This window comes from Sphingorhabdus sp. 109 (assembly GCF_902506555.1).
Lineage (GTDB): Bacteria > Pseudomonadota > Alphaproteobacteria > Sphingomonadales > Sphingomonadaceae > Parasphingorhabdus.
In genome coordinates, this window is sequence record NZ_LR732707.1 from 1,809,541 (window position 1) to 1,827,843 (window position 18,303).

16 protein-coding genes are annotated in these 18,303 nt (G+C 59.2%); 11 read left to right on the top strand and 5 right to left on the bottom strand.

What is annotated here, in order from left to right; all coding sequences use genetic code 11:
• Positions 1 to 631: 631 nt before the first annotated feature.
• Entirely contained in the window at positions 632 to 2,809 is a 2,178-nt protein-coding gene (gene uvrB, locus BOSE62_RS08465; RefSeq protein WP_159644303.1) for an excinuclease ABC subunit UvrB, read from the bottom strand.
• Between the two features lie 138 nt (positions 2,810 to 2,947).
• Between uvrB and BOSE62_RS08470 the strand changes: the two genes are divergently transcribed.
• The 9 genes from BOSE62_RS08470 (at position 2,948) to pal (ending at position 9,829) form a co-directional block, all read left to right on the top strand.
• Positions 2,948 to 3,490, top strand: a complete 543-nt coding sequence (locus BOSE62_RS08470; protein WP_159644308.1) for a DUF3617 domain-containing protein — start codon at positions 2,948 to 2,950, stop codon at positions 3,488 to 3,490.
• Between the two features lie 136 nt (positions 3,491 to 3,626).
• Positions 3,627 to 4,970, top strand: coding sequence for an amidohydrolase (locus tag BOSE62_RS08475; protein ID WP_159644313.1), 1,344 nt, complete (start codon positions 3,627 to 3,629; stop codon positions 4,968 to 4,970).
• A gap of 2 nt (positions 4,971 to 4,972) precedes the next feature.
• Positions 4,973 to 5,320, top strand: a complete 348-nt coding sequence (locus BOSE62_RS08480; protein ID WP_159644317.1) for a TraR/DksA family transcriptional regulator — start codon at positions 4,973 to 4,975, stop codon at positions 5,318 to 5,320.
• A 134-nt stretch (positions 5,321 to 5,454) separates the two neighbouring features.
• Positions 5,455 to 5,919 (top strand): YbgC/FadM family acyl-CoA thioesterase, encoded by a 465-nt coding sequence (locus tag BOSE62_RS08485; RefSeq protein WP_159644330.1) that lies wholly within the window; start codon positions 5,455 to 5,457, stop codon positions 5,917 to 5,919.
• A 64-nt stretch (positions 5,920 to 5,983) separates the two neighbouring features.
• Positions 5,984 to 6,631, top strand: a complete 648-nt coding sequence (gene tolQ / locus BOSE62_RS08490) for a protein TolQ (RefSeq protein WP_159647969.1) — start codon at positions 5,984 to 5,986, stop codon at positions 6,629 to 6,631.
• 2 nt (positions 6,632 to 6,633) lie between these two features.
• A complete protein-coding gene (tolR, locus tag BOSE62_RS08495; RefSeq protein ID WP_159644334.1) occupies positions 6,634 to 7,086 on the top strand; it encodes a protein TolR in 453 nt (150 codons plus the stop codon).
• Between the two features lie 15 nt (positions 7,087 to 7,101).
• Positions 7,102 to 7,896 (top strand): cell envelope biogenesis protein TolA, encoded by a 795-nt coding sequence (locus BOSE62_RS08500; protein WP_159644339.1) that lies wholly within the window; start codon positions 7,102 to 7,104, stop codon positions 7,894 to 7,896.
• Positions 7,897 to 7,939: 43 nt separating this feature from the next.
• Positions 7,940 to 9,247, top strand: coding sequence for a Tol-Pal system beta propeller repeat protein TolB (gene tolB / locus BOSE62_RS08505; RefSeq protein ID WP_159647970.1), 1,308 nt, complete (start codon positions 7,940 to 7,942; stop codon positions 9,245 to 9,247).
• Between the two features lie 75 nt (positions 9,248 to 9,322).
• On the top strand, positions 9,323 to 9,829 hold the full coding sequence (gene pal, locus BOSE62_RS08510) for a peptidoglycan-associated lipoprotein Pal (protein WP_159647971.1): 507 nt from the start codon (positions 9,323 to 9,325) through the stop codon (positions 9,827 to 9,829).
• Positions 9,830 to 9,904: 75 nt separating this feature from the next.
• Here pal and BOSE62_RS08515 read toward each other — a convergent pair whose 3' ends face one another.
• The 3 genes from BOSE62_RS08515 to BOSE62_RS08525 form a co-directional block, all read right to left on the bottom strand.
• On the bottom strand, positions 9,905 to 10,201 hold the full coding sequence (locus BOSE62_RS08515) for a hypothetical protein (protein ID WP_089134483.1): 297 nt from the start codon (positions 10,199 to 10,201) through the stop codon (positions 9,905 to 9,907).
• 48 nt (positions 10,202 to 10,249) lie between these two features.
• Positions 10,250 to 13,162: a M16 family metallopeptidase gene (locus BOSE62_RS08520; RefSeq protein WP_201295646.1), complete on the bottom strand. Its 2,913-nt coding sequence runs from the start codon at positions 13,160 to 13,162 to the stop codon at positions 10,250 to 10,252.
• Between the two features lie 110 nt (positions 13,163 to 13,272).
• Positions 13,273 to 13,899, bottom strand: coding sequence for a class I SAM-dependent methyltransferase (locus BOSE62_RS08525; protein WP_236553941.1), 627 nt, complete (start codon positions 13,897 to 13,899; stop codon positions 13,273 to 13,275).
• A gap of 105 nt (positions 13,900 to 14,004) precedes the next feature.
• On the opposite strand from BOSE62_RS08525, the gene BOSE62_RS08530 reads away from it, so the two are divergent.
• A complete protein-coding gene (locus BOSE62_RS08530; protein ID WP_159644343.1) occupies positions 14,005 to 14,325 on the top strand; it encodes an antibiotic biosynthesis monooxygenase family protein in 321 nt (106 codons plus the stop codon).
• Between the two features lie 18 nt (positions 14,326 to 14,343).
• On the top strand, positions 14,344 to 15,705 hold the full coding sequence (locus tag BOSE62_RS08535) for an MFS transporter (protein WP_236553942.1): 1,362 nt from the start codon (positions 14,344 to 14,346) through the stop codon (positions 15,703 to 15,705).
• A gap of 24 nt (positions 15,706 to 15,729) precedes the next feature.
• Here BOSE62_RS08535 and BOSE62_RS08540 read toward each other — a convergent pair whose 3' ends face one another.
• Positions 15,730 to 18,057, bottom strand: coding sequence for a CDC48 family AAA ATPase (locus tag BOSE62_RS08540; RefSeq protein WP_443028806.1), 2,328 nt, complete (start codon positions 18,055 to 18,057; stop codon positions 15,730 to 15,732).
• Positions 18,058 to 18,303: the final 246 nt, after the last annotated feature.

Below are 18,303 nucleotides of genomic sequence, written 5' to 3' on the forward strand. Positions count from 1 at the left end.
AGCCCCCTGAGGCCGTTCGTCAACAGGTCCCCGGACCCGATAGCAATGCTTTTTCTGCCTGCATCATTCCCGAGGGTTGGGAGACAGACCCAGTACGCAACAAGGATCTGCCTCCCCCTTTGCTCCGACAGCGTGCGACCCTACTTAAAGGCACCGCCGGTCAAACTCTTCCCTTCCGCCAGCCAGCACGTGCCGGCGGATATGGAGAACTTATTGTTTCGATGCTGACCGCGATCCATTCCTGTTTGTCGGAATGCGATTGCCGGGTCAGTTCTTGTCTCTGCAATCTGTAATGGCCGTCCTCTAGCTAACCTGACCTGAACGGTCATGTAAACTATGGTAACAACTGGTAAACCATTGAAATTATATTACATTTTTGCGTAATTTATGCACAGCGCCAGATCAGATATTCAGGACGAAATTGGCCATTTCGGGTGACGTTTGAAAAAGACCTTATTTTCCATATAGTTACATTTTATACTGATTCGACGCCTGATTTCCGGCAAAAATATACAGATTGGGCATCTCCTGCCCGGATCGTAACCGCGACATGCGCCTGCCACGAATGTCAGCAGGACGGCGAGGACCCGCTTGCCGAAAATGTCGTCTTTTTGTCGACAGCATCCCTGCCCTACATCTTCCGCTGCGTCTTGCCATAGCCCATTTTCCGCGTGCCCGGTCGGCCTTCGGTGGAGCGGCCCTTGGGTTGCGCCACCTGCAGGTCGGCGGGTAGACCCAGCTCTTCCGCCTCGAGCTTGCGGATCTCGTCACGCAACCGGCCGGCTTCTTCGAATTCCAGATCCGCCGCTGCATCGCGCATCTGCTTCTCGAGGCTTTCAATATGGGCGCGCAGATTGTGGCCGACCAGAGGCTTGCTGTCGTCGTCGACCGCGCCGGTGACCATGTCCTTGGCCGTGGCATGGGCGACAATATCGCCGATATTCTTCTTGATCGACAGCGGGGTGATACCGTGTTCGAGATTATAGGCGACCTGTTTCTCGCGGCGGCGATCAGTCTCGCTGATCGCGCGCTCCATCGACCCGGTCATCCGGTCGGCATAGAGGATCACCCGGCCATCGACATTACGCGCGGCACGGCCGATGGTCTGGATCAGCGATGTCTCGCTGCGCAGGAAACCCTCCTTGTCGGCGTCCAGTATCGCGACCAATCCGCATTCCGGAATATCCAGCCCTTCGCGCAGCAGATTGATGCCGATCAGCACGTCATAGACGCCGAGCCGAAGATCGCGGATCAGTTCGATCCGCTCCAGCGTCTCGACATCGCTGTGCATATAGCGGACCTTGATTCCCGCCTCGTGCATGAATTCGGTCAGATCTTCGGCCATCCGCTTGGTCAGCGTGGTGATCAAAGTCCGATAACCCTGTTCGGCGACCTTGCGGCATTCGTTGATCACATCATCGACCTGGTCCTCGACCGGCCGGATCTCGACCGGCGGATCAATGAGCCCGGTGGGACGAATGACCTGTTCGCTGAACACGCCGCCGGTCTGCTCCATTTCCCACGACCCCGGCGTTGCCGAGACGCTGACCGTCTGCGGTCGCATCGCGTCCCACTCGTTGAAGCGCAGCGGCCGGTTGTCAATACAACTGGGCAAGCGGAAGCCATATTCCGCGAGATTGATCTTGCGACGGTGATCGCCCTTCGACATGGCGCCGATTTGCGGCACCGTCTGGTGACTCTCGTCGACGAACAGAAGCGCATTGTCCGGCAGATATTCGAACAGGGTCGGTGGCGGTTCGCCGGGCAGGCGCCCGGTCAGGAAGCGCGAATAATTTTCGATACCGGCGCAGCTGCCGGTGGCCGCGATCATCTCGAGATCGAAATTGGTTCTTTGCTCCAGCCGCTGATGCTCGATCAATTTGCCTTCCGCTTCCAGCTCCTTCAGCCGCTCGGCGAGCTCGAACTTGATCGCTTCCATCGCCTGTTTCATCGTCGGTCCCGGCGTGACATGGTGCGAATTGGCATAGACGCGCACCTTGTTCAGGCTCGCGCCCTTCTTGCCGGTCAGCGGATCAAATTCGACAATCTCTTCAATCTCGTCGCCGAAAAAGCTGATTCGCCAAGCCATGTCTTCATAATGCGACGGGAAAATCTCGAGATTGTCGCCCCGCACCCGAAAGCTGCCACGGGCAAAAGCCATATCGTTGCGCTTGTACTGCAGCGCCACCAGCTTGCGGATGATATCCCGCTGGTCGACCGACTGTTCCTTCTTGAGATCAAAGACCATCGCCGAATAGGTCTCAACCGAGCCGATACCATAGAGGCAGGACACCGACGCGACGATGATCACGTCATCGCGCTCGAGCAGAGAACGGGTGGCGCTGTGCCGCATCCGGTCAATCGCCTCGTTTACCGAGCTTTCCTTCTCGATATAGGTATCCGACCGCGCGACATAGGCTTCGGGCTGGTAATAGTCATAATAAGAGACAAAATATTCGACGGCATTTTCCGGAAAGAAATTCTTGAACTCGCCGTACAGCTGCGCCGCCAAAATCTTGTTCGGCGCCAGAATCAGCGCCGGCCGCTGCAATTCTTCAATCACCTTGGCCATGGTGAAGGTCTTGCCCGACCCGGTGACCCCGAGCAGCACCTGGTCGCGCTCCTCATCGCGCATGCCCTCTACCAGTTCCCGGATAGCCGTCGGCTGGTCGCCCGCCGGTTCAAAATCGCTGACCAGCTTGAAGCGTCTTCCGCCTTCCGATTTTTCCGGACGACTGGGCTTGTGCGGAACGAAATCATCCCCGGTTTCGGGTTCCGCGAGACCTCTTCTGATAACCAATTCTGTCATAGAGCCGATATGGAACAAAAAGGGACCAATGTCATCCCCGTTGTGGAGTTTTTGGCCCTGCGGAGAGATAGAAAATTTACATCTGTTCCACATCGTCTTAAAGTGATCGACAACGCATAATATTTAGGGGAAATTCTTGTGAGAAAATTACTGGTTTCGGTTGCTGTACTCGGCCTTGTCGGCGGCTGTTCGGACACGGGTGCCGACCATGACGGCGACGGCAAGATCACCGCCGAAGAAGTGGCCAAAGAAATGAATCAGGTCACGCTTGAGCCCGGCGAATGGGAAAATACCGTAGAAATCGTAGATGTCGAAATCGAGGGACTGCCGGAAGGCGTGCCGGCCGGCATCATGGACCGCATGAAGGGTCAGACCACAACAACGAAATCCTGCATTACCAAGGAAGAAGCGGAAAATCCCGGAGCCCAGTTCTTTGCCGCGCAGGAAAAGACCAATTGCGAAGTGAAGAAATTCGACATGAGCGGCGGCGCCGTATCATCCGAAATGTCCTGCAGCAATATGGGCGGCACACCCGGCGAGATGACCATGGAAATGGATGGTCAATATGGACCGAGCAGCTATGACATGACGATGAACATGGTCGGTGGCGGAGGCGGCATGAAAATGAACATTTCCGCCAGAAGCAACGGCAAACGCATCGGCAGCTGTCCGACCGGTTGATCCCGGCAAAGCCATATCCGAAGGATCGGGGCAGGAGCGCGTCGTTTCTGCCCTTTTTTGATCGGCGGCTCCAAAATCCGGCTTTGCGCTATCCGATTTGATCAGACATAAGGAAACAAGATACGGGGAGAAAATCATGAAGCATCTATTGGCACTCGCCGCGACAACGGCTTTGATCTGGTCTGCACCGGTGGCGGCACAGAATAGTTCGCCGTCACCCGATCTCGCGGCCGCCATCGCGGCGGATTATGACAATGTGCTGCAAGCCCTGTTTATCGATTTCCACAAAAACCCGGAACTGTCCTACAAGGAAGTTCGCACCGCCGGGATCATTGCCGGCAAATGGCGCGAAGCAGGATTTACCGTTACCGAGAAAGTCGGCGGCACCGGCGTGGTTGCGGTAATGGAAAATGGCGAGGGCCCGACCCTGATGCTGCGCGCCGATATGGACGGCCTCCCGCTCGTCGAGGATAGCGGGCTGGACTATATGTCCACGGCCAGACAGGTCAGCATCGATGGCGAGGAAAAGCCGGTGATGCACGCTTGTGGCCATGATGTGCATATCACGTCGCTGATCGGCACCGCCCGGCAAATGGCGGCGCGCAAGGATCAGTGGTCGGGCACGCTGGTGCTGATCGCACAGCCGGCCGAAGAGCGGATCGGCGGCGCCAGAATGATGATGGAGGACGGGCTCTATAGCCGTTTTCCAAAGCCGGATTTTGCCATGGCCTTCCACGTTTCGGCCGACACGCCGACCGGCAAGCTGGCACTGGGCAAAGGGATCAACTATTCCTCGTCAGACAGCGTTGATATCGTCATCCACGGGGTTGGCGCGCACGGCGCATCCCCGCATCGGGGCAAAGATCCGATCGTGATGGGCGCCGAAATCATCATGGCGCTGCAGACCATCGTCAGCCGCGAAATCGCGCCGCTCAAACCCGCTGTGGTAACCGTTGGCTCCTTCCACAGCGGCTTCAAGCATAATATCATATCCGACAAGGCGGTGATGCAATTGACCGTCCGTTCCGACGACGCCGAGACGCGGGCCAAATTGCTCGAAGGGATCAAGCGCATTGCGACCAATGTCGGCCGGATGAACGGCCTGCCGGAAGACCGGCTGCCCGACGTTCTGGTTTCGCGTGAGTCGACTCCGGCCACTTATAATGACGCCGAACTCACCGAACGGGTGAAGGGCGTTTTCGCCGCGCGCTTTGGTGACGATGTCTTCGACAACAAGCCGCGCGAAGGCATGGGCGCAGAGGATTTCGCCTATTTCGTCGCCCCCAATACCGATGTGCCCGGTGTCTATTTTGCCGTCGGCGGCACGCCGCAGGCTGATTTTGACCGCGCCGCAGCGGGCGGCCCTCCGGTCCCGTCCCATCACTCGCCCTTCTTCAAGGTCGCTCCGCGCGAGTCTGTGACGCTGGGAACCGAAGCGATGACAGCAGCGGCACTGGATTATCTGTCGCCGCAAGATTGACTGTGGCGCTTGAACTCTCAGCAACGCAAATAGACATTCTGCACAAGAGGCTGCTCGACCGGCAGACCGAGTTGAAAGCGCTGGATGCAGAAGCAGCGAGCTGGCGCAATACGGTCGAACTGGACCAGCAGAGCGTCGGCCGCCTGTCCCGAATGGACGCGATGCAACAGCAGGAAATGGCCCAGGCCGAAGCACGGCGGCGGACCAGCGATCTGGCCAGAATCGAAATGGCGCTGAAGCGCATCGGACTGAATGAATATGGCTGGTGCACCGAGTGCGGCGATCCGGTTGCCTTTCGCCGGCTGGAAATCGATCCGGCAGCGGCGTTATGCATTGATTGCGCCCGCTGATTGCATCGCACCTCCGGCCTGGAACAGGCCGATGCAGGCTGCGCCGGGCCAATCGAGTCTTATTTGCGCCCAAAATGTCACCGTATCGCTTTTCACCCTTCCCCGCGCGCGGACATCTCCCTAATGTGCGGACCATGGAAGCCCCCGCCGATATCAAGCCATTTGATGGCCGTTTTGTTTACGGCAAACATTATTTCGCCTGTCGCGTCTATTTCGAGGACACGGATTTCTCCGGCATAGTCTATCACGCCAATTATCTGCGCTATATGGAGCGGGCCCGGTCCGACATGCTGCGCCTGCTCGATATGGATCAGGGCGCGGCCTATGACAGCGGCGAAGGCGTTTATGCGGTGGTCGATCTGACGATGAAATATCTGTTGCCGGCGAAACTGAATGACGATCTGGTCGTTGTCAGTACGGTCGAGACGCTGCGCTCCGCCAGCGTGATCATCGACCAGAAAATCATGCGCGGCCCGGACCAGATTACGTCAGCTTCCGTTCACGCAGCATTTCTTACGCCTGCCGGACGTCCGCGACGACAACCCAAGGCATGGACACAGGCATTTGCCAGCGTCATGAACCAGACCGATACGAAATGAAGGATAATAGATCTTGCTAGACCAACTTTCGCTGGGAGCGACTGCCGGAAATTTCTCTCCCCTCATGCTTTTCATGGAAGCCGATATAGTCGTCAAGGCGGTGATGATCGGTCTGTTGCTCGCGAGTATCTGGACCTGGACGATCATTGTCAGCTTCGGCATGAAAATCGGGCAAATCTCACGTAAATCGGACAAATTCGAACGCGCCTTTGACAAAACCGAAAATCTGGACAAATTTTTTGACGAATATGGCAAGTCTTCCCTGCCCAGCGCCAAGGTGTTGGCCGCCGGTGTCAGGGAATGGCGCAGATCGACGTCCAAGGCTCCGATCGACCGCGAAGGCACGCGCCAGCGGCTTGCCAGCGCAATGAACACGACCATTGCCCGCGAAGTCGACCGGATTGCCGACCGGCTCAATTTCCTCGCGACCGTAGGTAGCGTCGCCCCCTTTGTCGGCCTGTTCGGTACGGTCTGGGGCATCATGCGCAGCTTTTCGGCCATTGCTGCAGAACAGAACAGCTCGCTCGCGGTGGTCGCCCCGGGCATTGCCGAGGCCCTCTTCGCCACGGCCATCGGCCTGTTTGCCGCAATTCCCGCTGTCATTGCCTATAACCGTTTTTCCCACCGCCTGAACAAGCTCGAGGCCCGGATGGGCCGCTTTGCCGACGGTTTCCACGCAACGCTCAGCCGCGAACTGGAACTGGGAGACTGAGCATGGGCATGAACATGGGATCCGGCATCGGCAGGCGCGGCAGTGGCCGCGGCCGTGCTCCGATGGCCGAGATCAACGTCACCCCCTTTGTCGACGTGATGCTGGTGCTGCTGATCATTTTCATGGTGACCGCACCGCTGCTGGTCACCGGCGTGCCTGTCGACCTGCCGGAAAGCCGCGCCAACGCCCTGGAACAGGGACAGGAACCGGTGCAGATCTCGATCGACAACGAAGGCCGTATTTTCGTCGATGACGAGGAACTGAGCCGCGGCGCGCTGGAGACAAGGCTGCGCGACATTGCCGCCGAGCAGAATCCCGAGGACCCGCGCCAGATCATGCTGCGCGGCGACAAGACGCTCGACTATGGTCTGATCATGGGCGTGATGGGCGAACTGAACCGAGCGGGACTGAACCGGGTTTCGCTGGTCACTACAGGTTCATCAGAGACGCCATAAGAGTGGACCGCTGATATGGAGAAAGCTGAAAAAATTGGCTTGGGAATAGCGGCTGCGGGTCATGTGGTCCTGTTTGGCGCGCTCTCGCTGAGCATATTGAGCAGTACCAATGACGCGTTTCGCAACAAACCGATCGAAGTGATGATCGCCGACGAGGTGGGTCTGGAAAGCGCCGCGCCCGACCCTGTGATGGTCACTCCCGCGACCAGCGTTGCCCCGGAACTGGGCGCGCCGGAAGACAGCAGCATTGCCGCGCCGGAACCGCTGCCCGAGCCACCGAAAACCGAAGCCAATCCGACCCCGGCACCGAAACCGGCTCCCGTCTCCCGGGAACCCCGTCGGCGCCCAGACAAACCGGCCAGCGCCGCCCCAAAGGCAGAGCCGAAACCGGTCGCCAGGCCGACCCCCCGCGGCTCGCGTCTGGGCGATGATTTCCTGAAAGGGGTAACCGATGCCCCATCGGTCAGCCGCAGCCAGAATATCGCGGCGGAACGGGCTTCGCCGGCAGCCGTCGCCTCGCTGGAGCGTGAATTGTACCGGCTAATCAAGCAGAAATGGCGTCCGCCGACGGGCGCAGACGCGGAACTGTTGCGCACCACGGTAACCGCGCGCCTCGACAGCAGCGGACAGATCATCGGCAGACCGACCGCCAGAACGACCGGCATCACACCAAGCAATCGCTCTCAGGTTGAAATCCATCAGGAGCGGGCCATCGCTGCGGTGCAACTTGCGGCACCTTTCACGACATTCCCGGAAAAATATTATGACGAATGGAAGGTTATTGAACCTGTCCTCTATCTCGGCGTTTAGGAGACCAGCCATGCAATCACCCTCCCTCTTTTTCCGTAGCGCGATGCTCGGCATCTTCGCCAGTTTCGGGCTGACCGCATCTGCCCATGCCCAGTTGACCGTCGATGTTGATAATAGCGCTTCGGAAGAACTGGTTATCGCCGTGCCCGGACTGCCCACGCAGCAGAGCATCGACACGCCTGCCGGCAACACGGCCGAACTGGGCGGCAGGATCAGTGACGTGATCGTCACCGACCTGCGATCAAGCGGACTGTTCAAGCCGATGGGCCGCAACCAGGTTCGCGCTATCAGCTATTCGGAAGTCACGGCACCGCAATTTCCCTATTGGAACGGAACCAATGCCTCGGCCCTGATTCAGGGCTTCGTGCGGGCCAATCCCGACGGCAAGCTGACCGTGGGCTGCTATCTCTATGATGTCGCGCTGGAAACCGAACTCACCCGCCAGGGTTTTGTCGTCGAGCCGCGCGACTGGCGCCGGGCCGCACATAAATGCGCCGACAGCATCTATTCGCGCCTGAGCGGGGAATCACCGTTTTTCGACAGCCGCATCGCCTATATCGCCGAGACCGGCCCCAAGGGGAACCGGGTCAAGCGGCTGGCGATCATGGACAGCGATGGTGCCAACCACCGGTTCATCACCAATGGCCAAGCCACGGCGCTCACCCCGCGTTTCTCGCCCGATTACAAGAGCATCGTCTATCTGAGCTTTCTCGACGGCAATCCGCGCATCTATGTCTATGACATCGGCACCGGACGGCAGCGCCTGATCACCCAGAGCACCAATCCGACCTTCGCGCCGCGCTGGTCACCGGATGGCAAGTGGATTCTCTATTCCATGGCGATTGCCGGCAATACCGACATCTACAAGGTTTCGGCAGCCGGTGGCGGCAAGCCGCAACAACTGACCTTTTCACCGGGCATCGACATCGGTGGCAGTTTCTCGCCAGACGGTAGCCGGATCGTCTTCGAAAGCGACCGCTCGGGCAGCCAACAGCTCTATGTCATGGATGCGGACGGCGGCAATGAACGGCGCATCAGCTTTGGCGGCGGCCGCTTTGCGACGCCGGAATGGAGCCCGCGTGGCGATCTGATTGCCTTCACCAGAATGGCTGGCAATTTCCGCATAGGCGTGATGACTCCCAGCGGCGGCGGGCAAAGGCTGCTCACCGACAGCTGGCAGGACGAAGCTCCGACATGGGCGCCCAATGGCCGGGTGATCCAGTTTTTCCGGACCACCCGCGGAACCGGCAAGACCGGCATCTGGCAGGTCGACCTGACCGGCCGCAACGAACGGCAATTGCCGACGCCTGTAGACGGATCGGACCCGGCCTGGGGTCCATTGCTGCCATAGATTCAGTTCAAGACAAGCCACTGAAAAGAGATTATGTAACGCCCAAGGGCACAATTGAATAGGAGCAGAATTATGATCAAATATGCGACTCCCCTCCTGATTACCACCAGTCTGGTTCTGGCTGGCTGTTCGAAAAAGGCACCGGAAGAACTGCCACCGGCACCAGTCGATACGAGCACGCCTGCACCAACGCCAACACCCTCCGGTCCGGGCTATGCACCGGGTTCCCAAGGCGACTTCCTGGCCAACACGATGTCCGACCGGATTTTGTTTGATACCGACCGTTTCAATGTCGACTCGCAGGACCAGCTCATTCTGCAGAGCCAGGCACGTTGGCTGGCCCAACATCCCAATGCGCGGATCACAATCGAAGGCCATGCCGATGAACGCGGCACCCGAGACTATAACCTTGCGCTCGGTGAACGCCGCGCCAATGCGGCGAAAAACTATCTCGCCTCGCTGGGCGTCAGCCCGGCCCGGATGACCACGGTCAGCTATGGCAAGGAACGTCCCGAAGCGCTCGGGTCGAACGAAAGCGCCTGGGCCCAGAACCGCCGCGCCGTGAGTGTCGTCATCCGCTAGAACGGCCGAACATTGGACAAAAAAAAGGGCCGCTACCTGTGCAGGTAGCGGCCCTTTTTAATGTTTGACCGGCCTTTATTTCTTGGTGCCCGTCATTGCCATTTCACCAAAAGCGCCTGCTTTGACCGAACCGGCCAATTGGCCATCGGTGATCGTCGCATCGCCTTCCAGCTTCATCGGCATGGGAACGGTCATGTTCATTTCCCAGGTGATGTGATTGCCGTCAACCTTGCCATTTTCGACATCCATCGACCCCATAGCGCCGGCGTTGGTGCCGGTGAACGTGTCACCGTCGGTAACAATGGTAAATTCCGATGTCTGGTCTCCCATCGGCGATTTGGTTACGCAAGTATAAGTTCCATCAATAGACATTCCATTCTCCTTTTCATGTCAAAGCCCTGACTCTGTCGGGGCTGACGATCATTCGTCGCTACCCGCCGAATCGTTCGAACTGCTATCACTATTAACAGCAGTGTCATTAACTTCATAGCCGCGATATTCGACCGGCATGTCCAGCGCGTCCAGCTGGGTCCTGATCTTGGTCAGGTCGCCCACAATCACCCAGGTAAATTTGTCAGGGTCAATGGCTTCGGCCATGGCACTGTTCAGATCATCTTCGGTTAGCGCCCGGTAGCGGTCTGCAACGGTTTCCGCATAATCGGAGGGCCGGCCGAATATCACATCACCCTGCATCTGGCCCAGGATCCGGGACGTACGCTCGAACTGGCCGGGCAACTGGCGCACATTACCGTTGATCGTACGCTCCAGCTCTGCCGCCGTCACCCCGTTCTCGCCAAGGAAATCGCGCACCTGCGCATCAATGGCCGCCACCGCGGGGCCGGTCTGGTTGGTCTGGACCGGCGCGCGCATGGTGTACATGACCCGGTCTTCGCCGCGCACCAGGCTGTTGCGCGTGCCGTAGCTCCAGCCCTTGGTCTCACGCAGATCCATATTGATCCGCGAGAGGAAATTGCCGCCGAGCACCTCGTTGGCGGCGTTGAGGGTCAGCAAATCATCCGATCCCCTGTAGGGCAGGACCTGCCCCGCAAGGATCATCGACTGCGGAGAATTGGGCCGGTGAATGGCGACGATCCGACCTTCTCCTTCCGGAATGGCCGCGTCGAAATTCTTCGCCGGGGCAGCTTTTGCCGCGCCCTTCCACTTGCCGAAGCGCAACTCCAGCTTGTCGACCAGTTCCTGCTTGTCGATCCGTCCGGCGGCAAAGATCGTTGCCTTGGCCGGATGCATCCATTGCTGATGGAAAGCAGCCAGGTCGTCGCGGGTGATGGCCGACACCGTTGCCTTGGTGCCGTTACCCGACAGGCCGCGGCCATAGGGATGGTCTGTACCGAAAATCAGCGGCGGGAGCGTGTTGCTGGCGATGCTCAGCGGATCGCTTTCCTCGCGATCGATGGCGGTCAGCTGCCGAACCCGGATACGCTCGATATCATCGGTTTTGAATGCCGGATTTTTGACAATATCCGCCATCAGATCCAGCGACGCATCCAGATTGGGATTGACCGCGCTCAGATCGACATCGGTGCGATCGCGGCCGCCCCCGATGCTGATATTGACGCCGAGCCGCTCCTGCTGCTCGGCGATTTCGACCGAGCTCAGACTGGTCGTGCCCTCATCCAGGATCGCGGTCACGAAATTCTGCAAGCCCAGCTTTTCCGGAGAATCGGCGCTGGTGCCGGCGTCGAACGACAGGGTCACCCGGGTCATCGGCACCGCATCACGACGGGCGAAATAGACCTTGATGCCGTTGGACAGGGTCGCGGTCTCCACATCCGGAAAGTCGACATTGGGGATATCACCCACGGGCGGCAGGGTCGACCGGTCGGGAGCGGTCACGGTTCCGCCCTGGTCGTCCTGCATATAGAAAGCGGGCGCGGTCAAAACGCCGGTCCGTTCACCGATACCGGCTCCCACTTCCTGATATTCCTCCCGCTCGCCCGGCACCACGGTGATGCCGAGAACCGGACGGGTCAGCCATTTCTGCATCGCCGTCCTCACCGCTTCCGGTGTGGTCGATGCCAGCCGGCCGAGTTCCTTTTTATAATATTCCGGATCGTCGGAATATAGCTCGCCCTGTGCCAGAGCGACGGCCTTGCCGCTAAATCCGCCCACCTGCTCCAGCCCGGCAATCCGGGCAGCGGCGTTGCGTGTCGCCACGCGCTGCACTTCGTCTTCCGTCGGGCCGTTGGCGATAAAATCGGCAATGATTTCATCCAGCCGCCCGGCAACCGCATCCGCGTCCTCGCCCGGCTTTACGTCGGCCTGGATATTCACCAGACTGCCGTGTACGAACGGGATGACATAAGCGGAAACGGAAACCGCATTTTTCTCGTCCCGCACCATGATATTGTCGAGCCGCGAGCTGGCCAGCCCGCCGAGCACGGTCAGACCGACATCGAGCGGCGTATAGTCGGGATCGTTGAGGCCCGGCACCACCCAGTTTCGGTAGATGCGCGTGGTTGCAACCTTGTCCTTCATCACCTCGTAAATCGGGGCATCAAGCGTCGGCAGCTCGGGAGCAAGTTCGGGGATCGGCTTGCCGCTCGGAATTGCGCCGAACCATTTATTGACCTTGGTCCGCGCGGTCGCGACATCGATATCGCCAGCCAGAACAAGGATCGAATTATTCGGTCCATAATGGTCGGTGAACCATTGCTTCATATCGTCGAGCGACGCCGCTTCGAGATCTTCCAGCGAACCGATCGTACTGTGACCATAGGGATGGTCCGGGGGAAACAGCAATTCCGTCTGGCGATAGCTGACCAGGCCATAAGGCTGATTGTCCCCCTGGCGCTTTTCGTTCGAGACCACGCCGATCTGGTTGTCGAGCTTCTCCTGCGTCACCGCACCGAGCAGATGCCCCATCCGGTCGCTCTCGAGGAACAGGGCGACGTCCAGCGCGGAGGTCGGGACGGTCTGGAAATAGTTCGTCCGGTCGAGCCAGGTCGTGCCGTTGAGGTCGGTGGCACCAATCTGCCGCAGCGGCTCAAAATAGTCGCCGGGGGCATTTTCCGATCCGTTGAACATGATATGTTCGAACAGATGCGCATAGCCGGTCTTGCCTTCGGGTTCATGGGCCGATCCGACACCATACCAGATGGAGACCGCGACAACCGGCGCCTTGCGATCGGTGTGGACGAGAACTTTCAGACCATTGTCGAGGGTGAATTGCTCATAGGGGATATCGACCTCCGCGACCAGATCGCTAACCGGCGCCGGATCGGCGGATTGATGATGTTTTGCCAGCGCGGGTGCGGTGACCGTCAACGCTGTGGTGGTCAGTGCCAGCAACAGGGAACGGGACAAACGGGACATCGGGATATTCCTCTCTATCAATATGCGATATTTCAATGTTGAACATGGCGTCAAACCCGCTCGGGTCTACCGCCAGCTTCGACCAACGCCCCTCAGGCGTCGACTAACGGCTATTTTGCCTTCCAGCCCCAGAACAGATGACAGGGCAATATATTCCAGAGCGAATAGCCGCTGTCGATCCGGTCGAAATGCGGCGCCATGAAATCGCGGGCTTTCTTGACGAACTGGTAGACCAGAAAGGCGCCACCCGGCCGGATGACATCATAGGTTTCCCTCGCTATTTTCGGGCCCAGCTGGTCGGGCAATGTCGAGAAGGGCAGACCGGACAGCACATAATCGGCTTTCTCGTGGCCAAGCTCCCTGATGATCTTTTGGACGTCGGCGGCGGATCCGTGGATCGGGTAAAAGCGGCTGTCGCGGATCGTCTTGCTCAGATATTCTATGAAATCTTCATTCAGATCGATCACCACCAGCGCAGCTCCCGGCTTCAACCGTTCCAGCACCGGACGACAGAAAGTCCCCACGCCCGGGCCATATTCGACAAACAGGTCGCATTCGTCCCATTTGACCGGTTCCAGCATCTTCCTGACCGTGACATCCGAGGAGGGAATGATCGAGCCAACCATCACCGGATGCTTTACAAAGCCCTTGAAAAAGACGCCCCAGGGGCCGAGACGGCGCTCCAGGCCCGACTTGATACGGTCCGTTATTTTCGTCTTGGCAACACTATTTGACAAACCATTCCTCCGGCAACAGATCAAACTGTCATAGTAGAGCGTTACAGCAACGGTGACAAATATAATAGCGGTTGCCCGCTCCATCCGACCGGCTAAAAGACCATCATGCAGCTGCATCCAGACGACTCCATCGCGGTGATTTTTTGCGCCCAGCGCACCGGTTCGGGCGAGCAAGACTATCAGACCGCTGCGGCAGCCATGGGCGCGCTCGCGGCGCAACAACCGGGCTATCTCGGCGAAGATCATGCCCGTTCTGCGGATGGGTTCGGGATTACCGTCAGCTATTGGCGCGACGATGCCAGCGCCAAAGCCTGGCGCGATCATCCGGAACATGCCCGGATCCGCGAACAGGGCCGCGACAAATGGTATAGCGCCTATAGCCTGCATGTTGCCCGTGTCGAACGTGCCTATGACTGGCAGAAATAGCGTGGCATAGGAGCGCCCATGGCCGATTCTCCCGATCTTGAACCACCGAACCGTGCACTGGCGTCAGGTTCCGATGCCAAGCCGATAGACAGCACTCGCATGGCCGTATTGTTCTCGGTGATGCTGGTCACCGCGTCGGGCAATACAGCGATGCAATCGATATTGCCGACCATCGGCACGCAATTGCAGATTCCCGATTTCTGGGTCAGTGCCGCCTTCAGCTGGTCTGCCCTGCTCTGGGTCTATACCGCACCGAAATGGGCCCGCCAGTCCGACCATCGCGGCCGGAAGGCGCTGATGCGGCTCGGCATGATCGGATTCACCACTTCGTTCGCGCTGGCCGGCCTGGCGCTTTTTCTGGGCCTGCTCGGCTGGTATAGCGCGCTCTGGACGTTCATCCTGTTCGCCAGTTTTCGCAGCCTCTATGGCGGTCTCGGTTCGGCCGCACCACCTGCGGTGCAAGCCTATGTCGCCGCCCGCACCCCGCGGGCCGACCGGACCAAGGCGCTGTCGTTGATTTCCTCCTCCTTCGGGCTCGGCACGATCGTTGGCCCGGCGATTGCGCCGCTGCTGATGATACCGGTGCTCGGGCTGTCCAGTCCGATGTTCGCCTTTGCCGCAATCGGCATATTGGTAATGATCGCGCTGGCGCTGAAACTGCCCAATGACAATCCCGGCTATCAGGCGCGTGGTGTGGTGACGTCGGAACCCTATAGCTCCGCGCCCTCGGCCGGCAGTCTTAAAGAAGAGGACGACAGCAGCGAAGAGGAGAGCAGCGTGCCGCCGCGGTTGCGCTGGAGCGATGACCGGGTCAAGCCATGGCTGATTACCGGCATTTTGGGCGGCAACGCCCACGCCCTGATCCTGGGCGTCGTCGGTTTTCTCGTGCTCGACCGGCTCGGTTTGCGCGGCGACCCGGATCTGGGCATCCGGATGACCGGCCTTGTCCTGATGTCCGGCGCCGCCGCAACGCTTCTCTCGCAATGGGGCCTGATCCCACTGCTGCAAATGGGACCGCGCTCTTCGGTTCTGTGGGGCATGGTCCTGGGTGGATTCGGCTGCCTGATCATCGGCCTGTCGCACGATCTTTACGGCATCATCATCGGCTTTGCAGTGGCGTCTCTGGGCTTCGGGTTGTTCCGCCCCGGCTTCACCGCCGGTGCCTCGCTCGCGGTTAAACGGTCCGAACAAAACGGCGTCGCCGGTATCGTCGCATCGGTCAATGGCATGGCCTTCATCGCCTCGCCGGCATTCGGCGTGCTGCTCTACACTTATGCCGGCCCCCTGCCCTTCTGGCTGGCGACCGGCATCTGTGTATTCCTGTTCGGCTGGGGTTTCAAAACTCTCAAGCTCGACGATCAGGTCATGACCAAAAACTAGCGGCCGGCGGCCCGGTGGCGGCAACTAGTGCTTGCTGTCCTTCACCGGCGTCAGCATACCCGGCGATACAAAGCCGATCGGTTCGGCCCGCATCGCGTTCTGCTTCAGCTGCGATTCCATTTTGGAATATTCTTCCTCCATCTCCTCGGTGACCGAAGCGCGGCTGTCGTCCAGTGCCTGTTCGAAATGCTTCATCTGGACAGTCTCCACGAGTCCGCCAAATTCCCGCAGGGCGTACAGTCCGGCGCGGCGAACCAGATCCTCCAGATCGGCACCCGAATAGCGGTCGGTACGGTCCGCCATGTCGTCGAGGTCGACATCCTTGCCGAGCGGCATTTTGGCCGTGTGGATCGCCAATATCCGGCGACGGCCGGCTTTGCCCGGAACCGGAACATAGACCAGTTCGTCAAAACGGCCGGGTCGCAGCAAGGCCGGATCGACCAGACCCGGGCGGTTGGTCGCACCGATCAGGATCACCGACTGCATCTCTTCCAAACCGTCCATCTCGGCGAGGATCGTATTAACAACCCGCTCGGTGACCTGAGGCTCGCCCATGCCGCCACCGCGCGCCGGCACCAGACTGTCGATCTCGTCGATAAACAGGATCGTCGGTGCCACTTGCCGTGCCCGGGCAAAGAGCCGGGCAATCTGCTGCTCGCTCTCGCCATACCATTTGGACAGGAGGTCGCTCGATTTGGTGGCAATGAAATTGGCCTCGGCCTCGCGCGCGACTGCCTTGGCCAGCAAGGTCTTGCCGGTGCCCGGTGGCCCATAGAGCAGGAAACCCTTCGCCGGACGGATACCGAGGCGGGTGAAGGCTTCGGGGTTTTTCATCGGCAGCTCGATACCCTCCTTGAGCCGCATCTGCGCCTCGTCGAGACCACCAATATCTTCCCAGCGGACATCGGGTGCCTGGACCATGACTTCGCGCATCGCTGACGGCTGAACCCGTTTCAGGGCTTCGACAAAATCATGCCGCTGCACCACCAGCTCCTCGAGCACTTCCGGCGGTACGGTTTCCGACTCGAGATCCAGCTTGGGCATGATCCGGCGGACGGCTTCGATAGCAGCCTCCCGCGTCAGCGCTGCCAGATCGGCACCAACGAAGCCATAGGTGGTACGGGCCAGTTCCTTCAGGTCGACCGACTTTTCCAGCGGCATGCCGCGCGTGTGGATACCCAATATTTCCCGCCGGCCGGCCACATCGGGCACACCGACAATGATCTCCCGGTCAAAACGGCCAGGGCGGCGCAATGCTTCATCGACCGCTTCGGGACGATTGGTTGCAGCGATGACCACCAGATTAAGCCGCGATTCGAGGCCGTCCATCAATGTGAGCAGTTGCGCCACCAGCCGTTTTTCGGTTTCGCCCTGGACCTGCCCGCGCTTCGGCGCGATCGAATCGATTTCGTCGATAAACAGGATCGATGGCGCTGCCTTGGTTGCCGCTTCGAAAATTTCGCGCAGCTTCTTTTCCGATTCACCAAAAGCGGAGCCCATGATTTCGGGGCCATTGATCAGGAAAAATTCGGCATCGCTTTCATTGGCGACGGCACGGGCCAGCCGCGTTTTGCCGGTCCCGGGAGGGCCATGCAACAACACGCCGCGTGGCGGATCGACACCAAGCCGGGTGAACAATTGCGGATAGCGGAGCGGTAGCTCGACCATCTCGCGGAGCTGGTCGATCGTTTCGTGCAGCCCGCCGATATCATCATAGGTGACGTCGGCGCGGCGATGCTCCGTCGATTCCTCATATTCCGGCCGCAGCTCTACTTCGGTATGCTCGTCGATATGGACGATGCCCTTGGGCGTGGTCGCGATGACATTGAGGCGAATTTGTGTGAGGGAAAAAGCCGGTGCAGCCAGCATCTGCCGCAATTGCGGCGGCATGTCCCCGCGGTCCACCTGTTGCTGGCCGTGGGTGGCAACAAAATCTCCGGCCTTGAGCGGACGCCCCATGAAGCTGCGCTTCAGACCGCCGCCATTGCCCTGCAGGCGAAGATCCTTTTGCGCCGGTCCAAATATCACTTTCTTGGCCGGTTTCGATTCGACCTTGCGAATTTCGACGAAATCGCCGGCGCCGATGCCGGCGTTGGCCCGCTGCAACCCGTCCAGCCGGACAAAATCCAGCCCCTCGTCTTCCGGATAGGGCAGAACCGCCCGGGCCGGGGTTGTCTGTTTGCCGATAATTTCAACGATATCGCCTTCGATCAATCCCAGTTTCCCAAGATTATCGCGCGAAAGACGGGCCAAGCCGCGACCGCTGTCTTCGGGGCGGGCATTGGCAACCTGCAGCTTCAGCTGCAGATTATCATCATCGGATTTGCTTTTGATTGGCGCTGGATCGGACACTGGGGTGGATCTCCTCGATAATCGTTTCGGTTCTTTCCAACAAGATAGGTATCGTCAGGCCGATATGCGAATCAGATTTTCAGTGGGAGGTTCAGGCGACCGGAAACTGCCAAAAAAAAAGGCCAGTTCCGAAGAACTGGCCTGAAAAGTTTTTAGGAGAGGATGCCTGAAAGGCCCATTCTGAATGCAGCAAACCATATTATTGTGCAAGTGCGAAAAGAACATTGTAGGTTGCATAACTTGCAA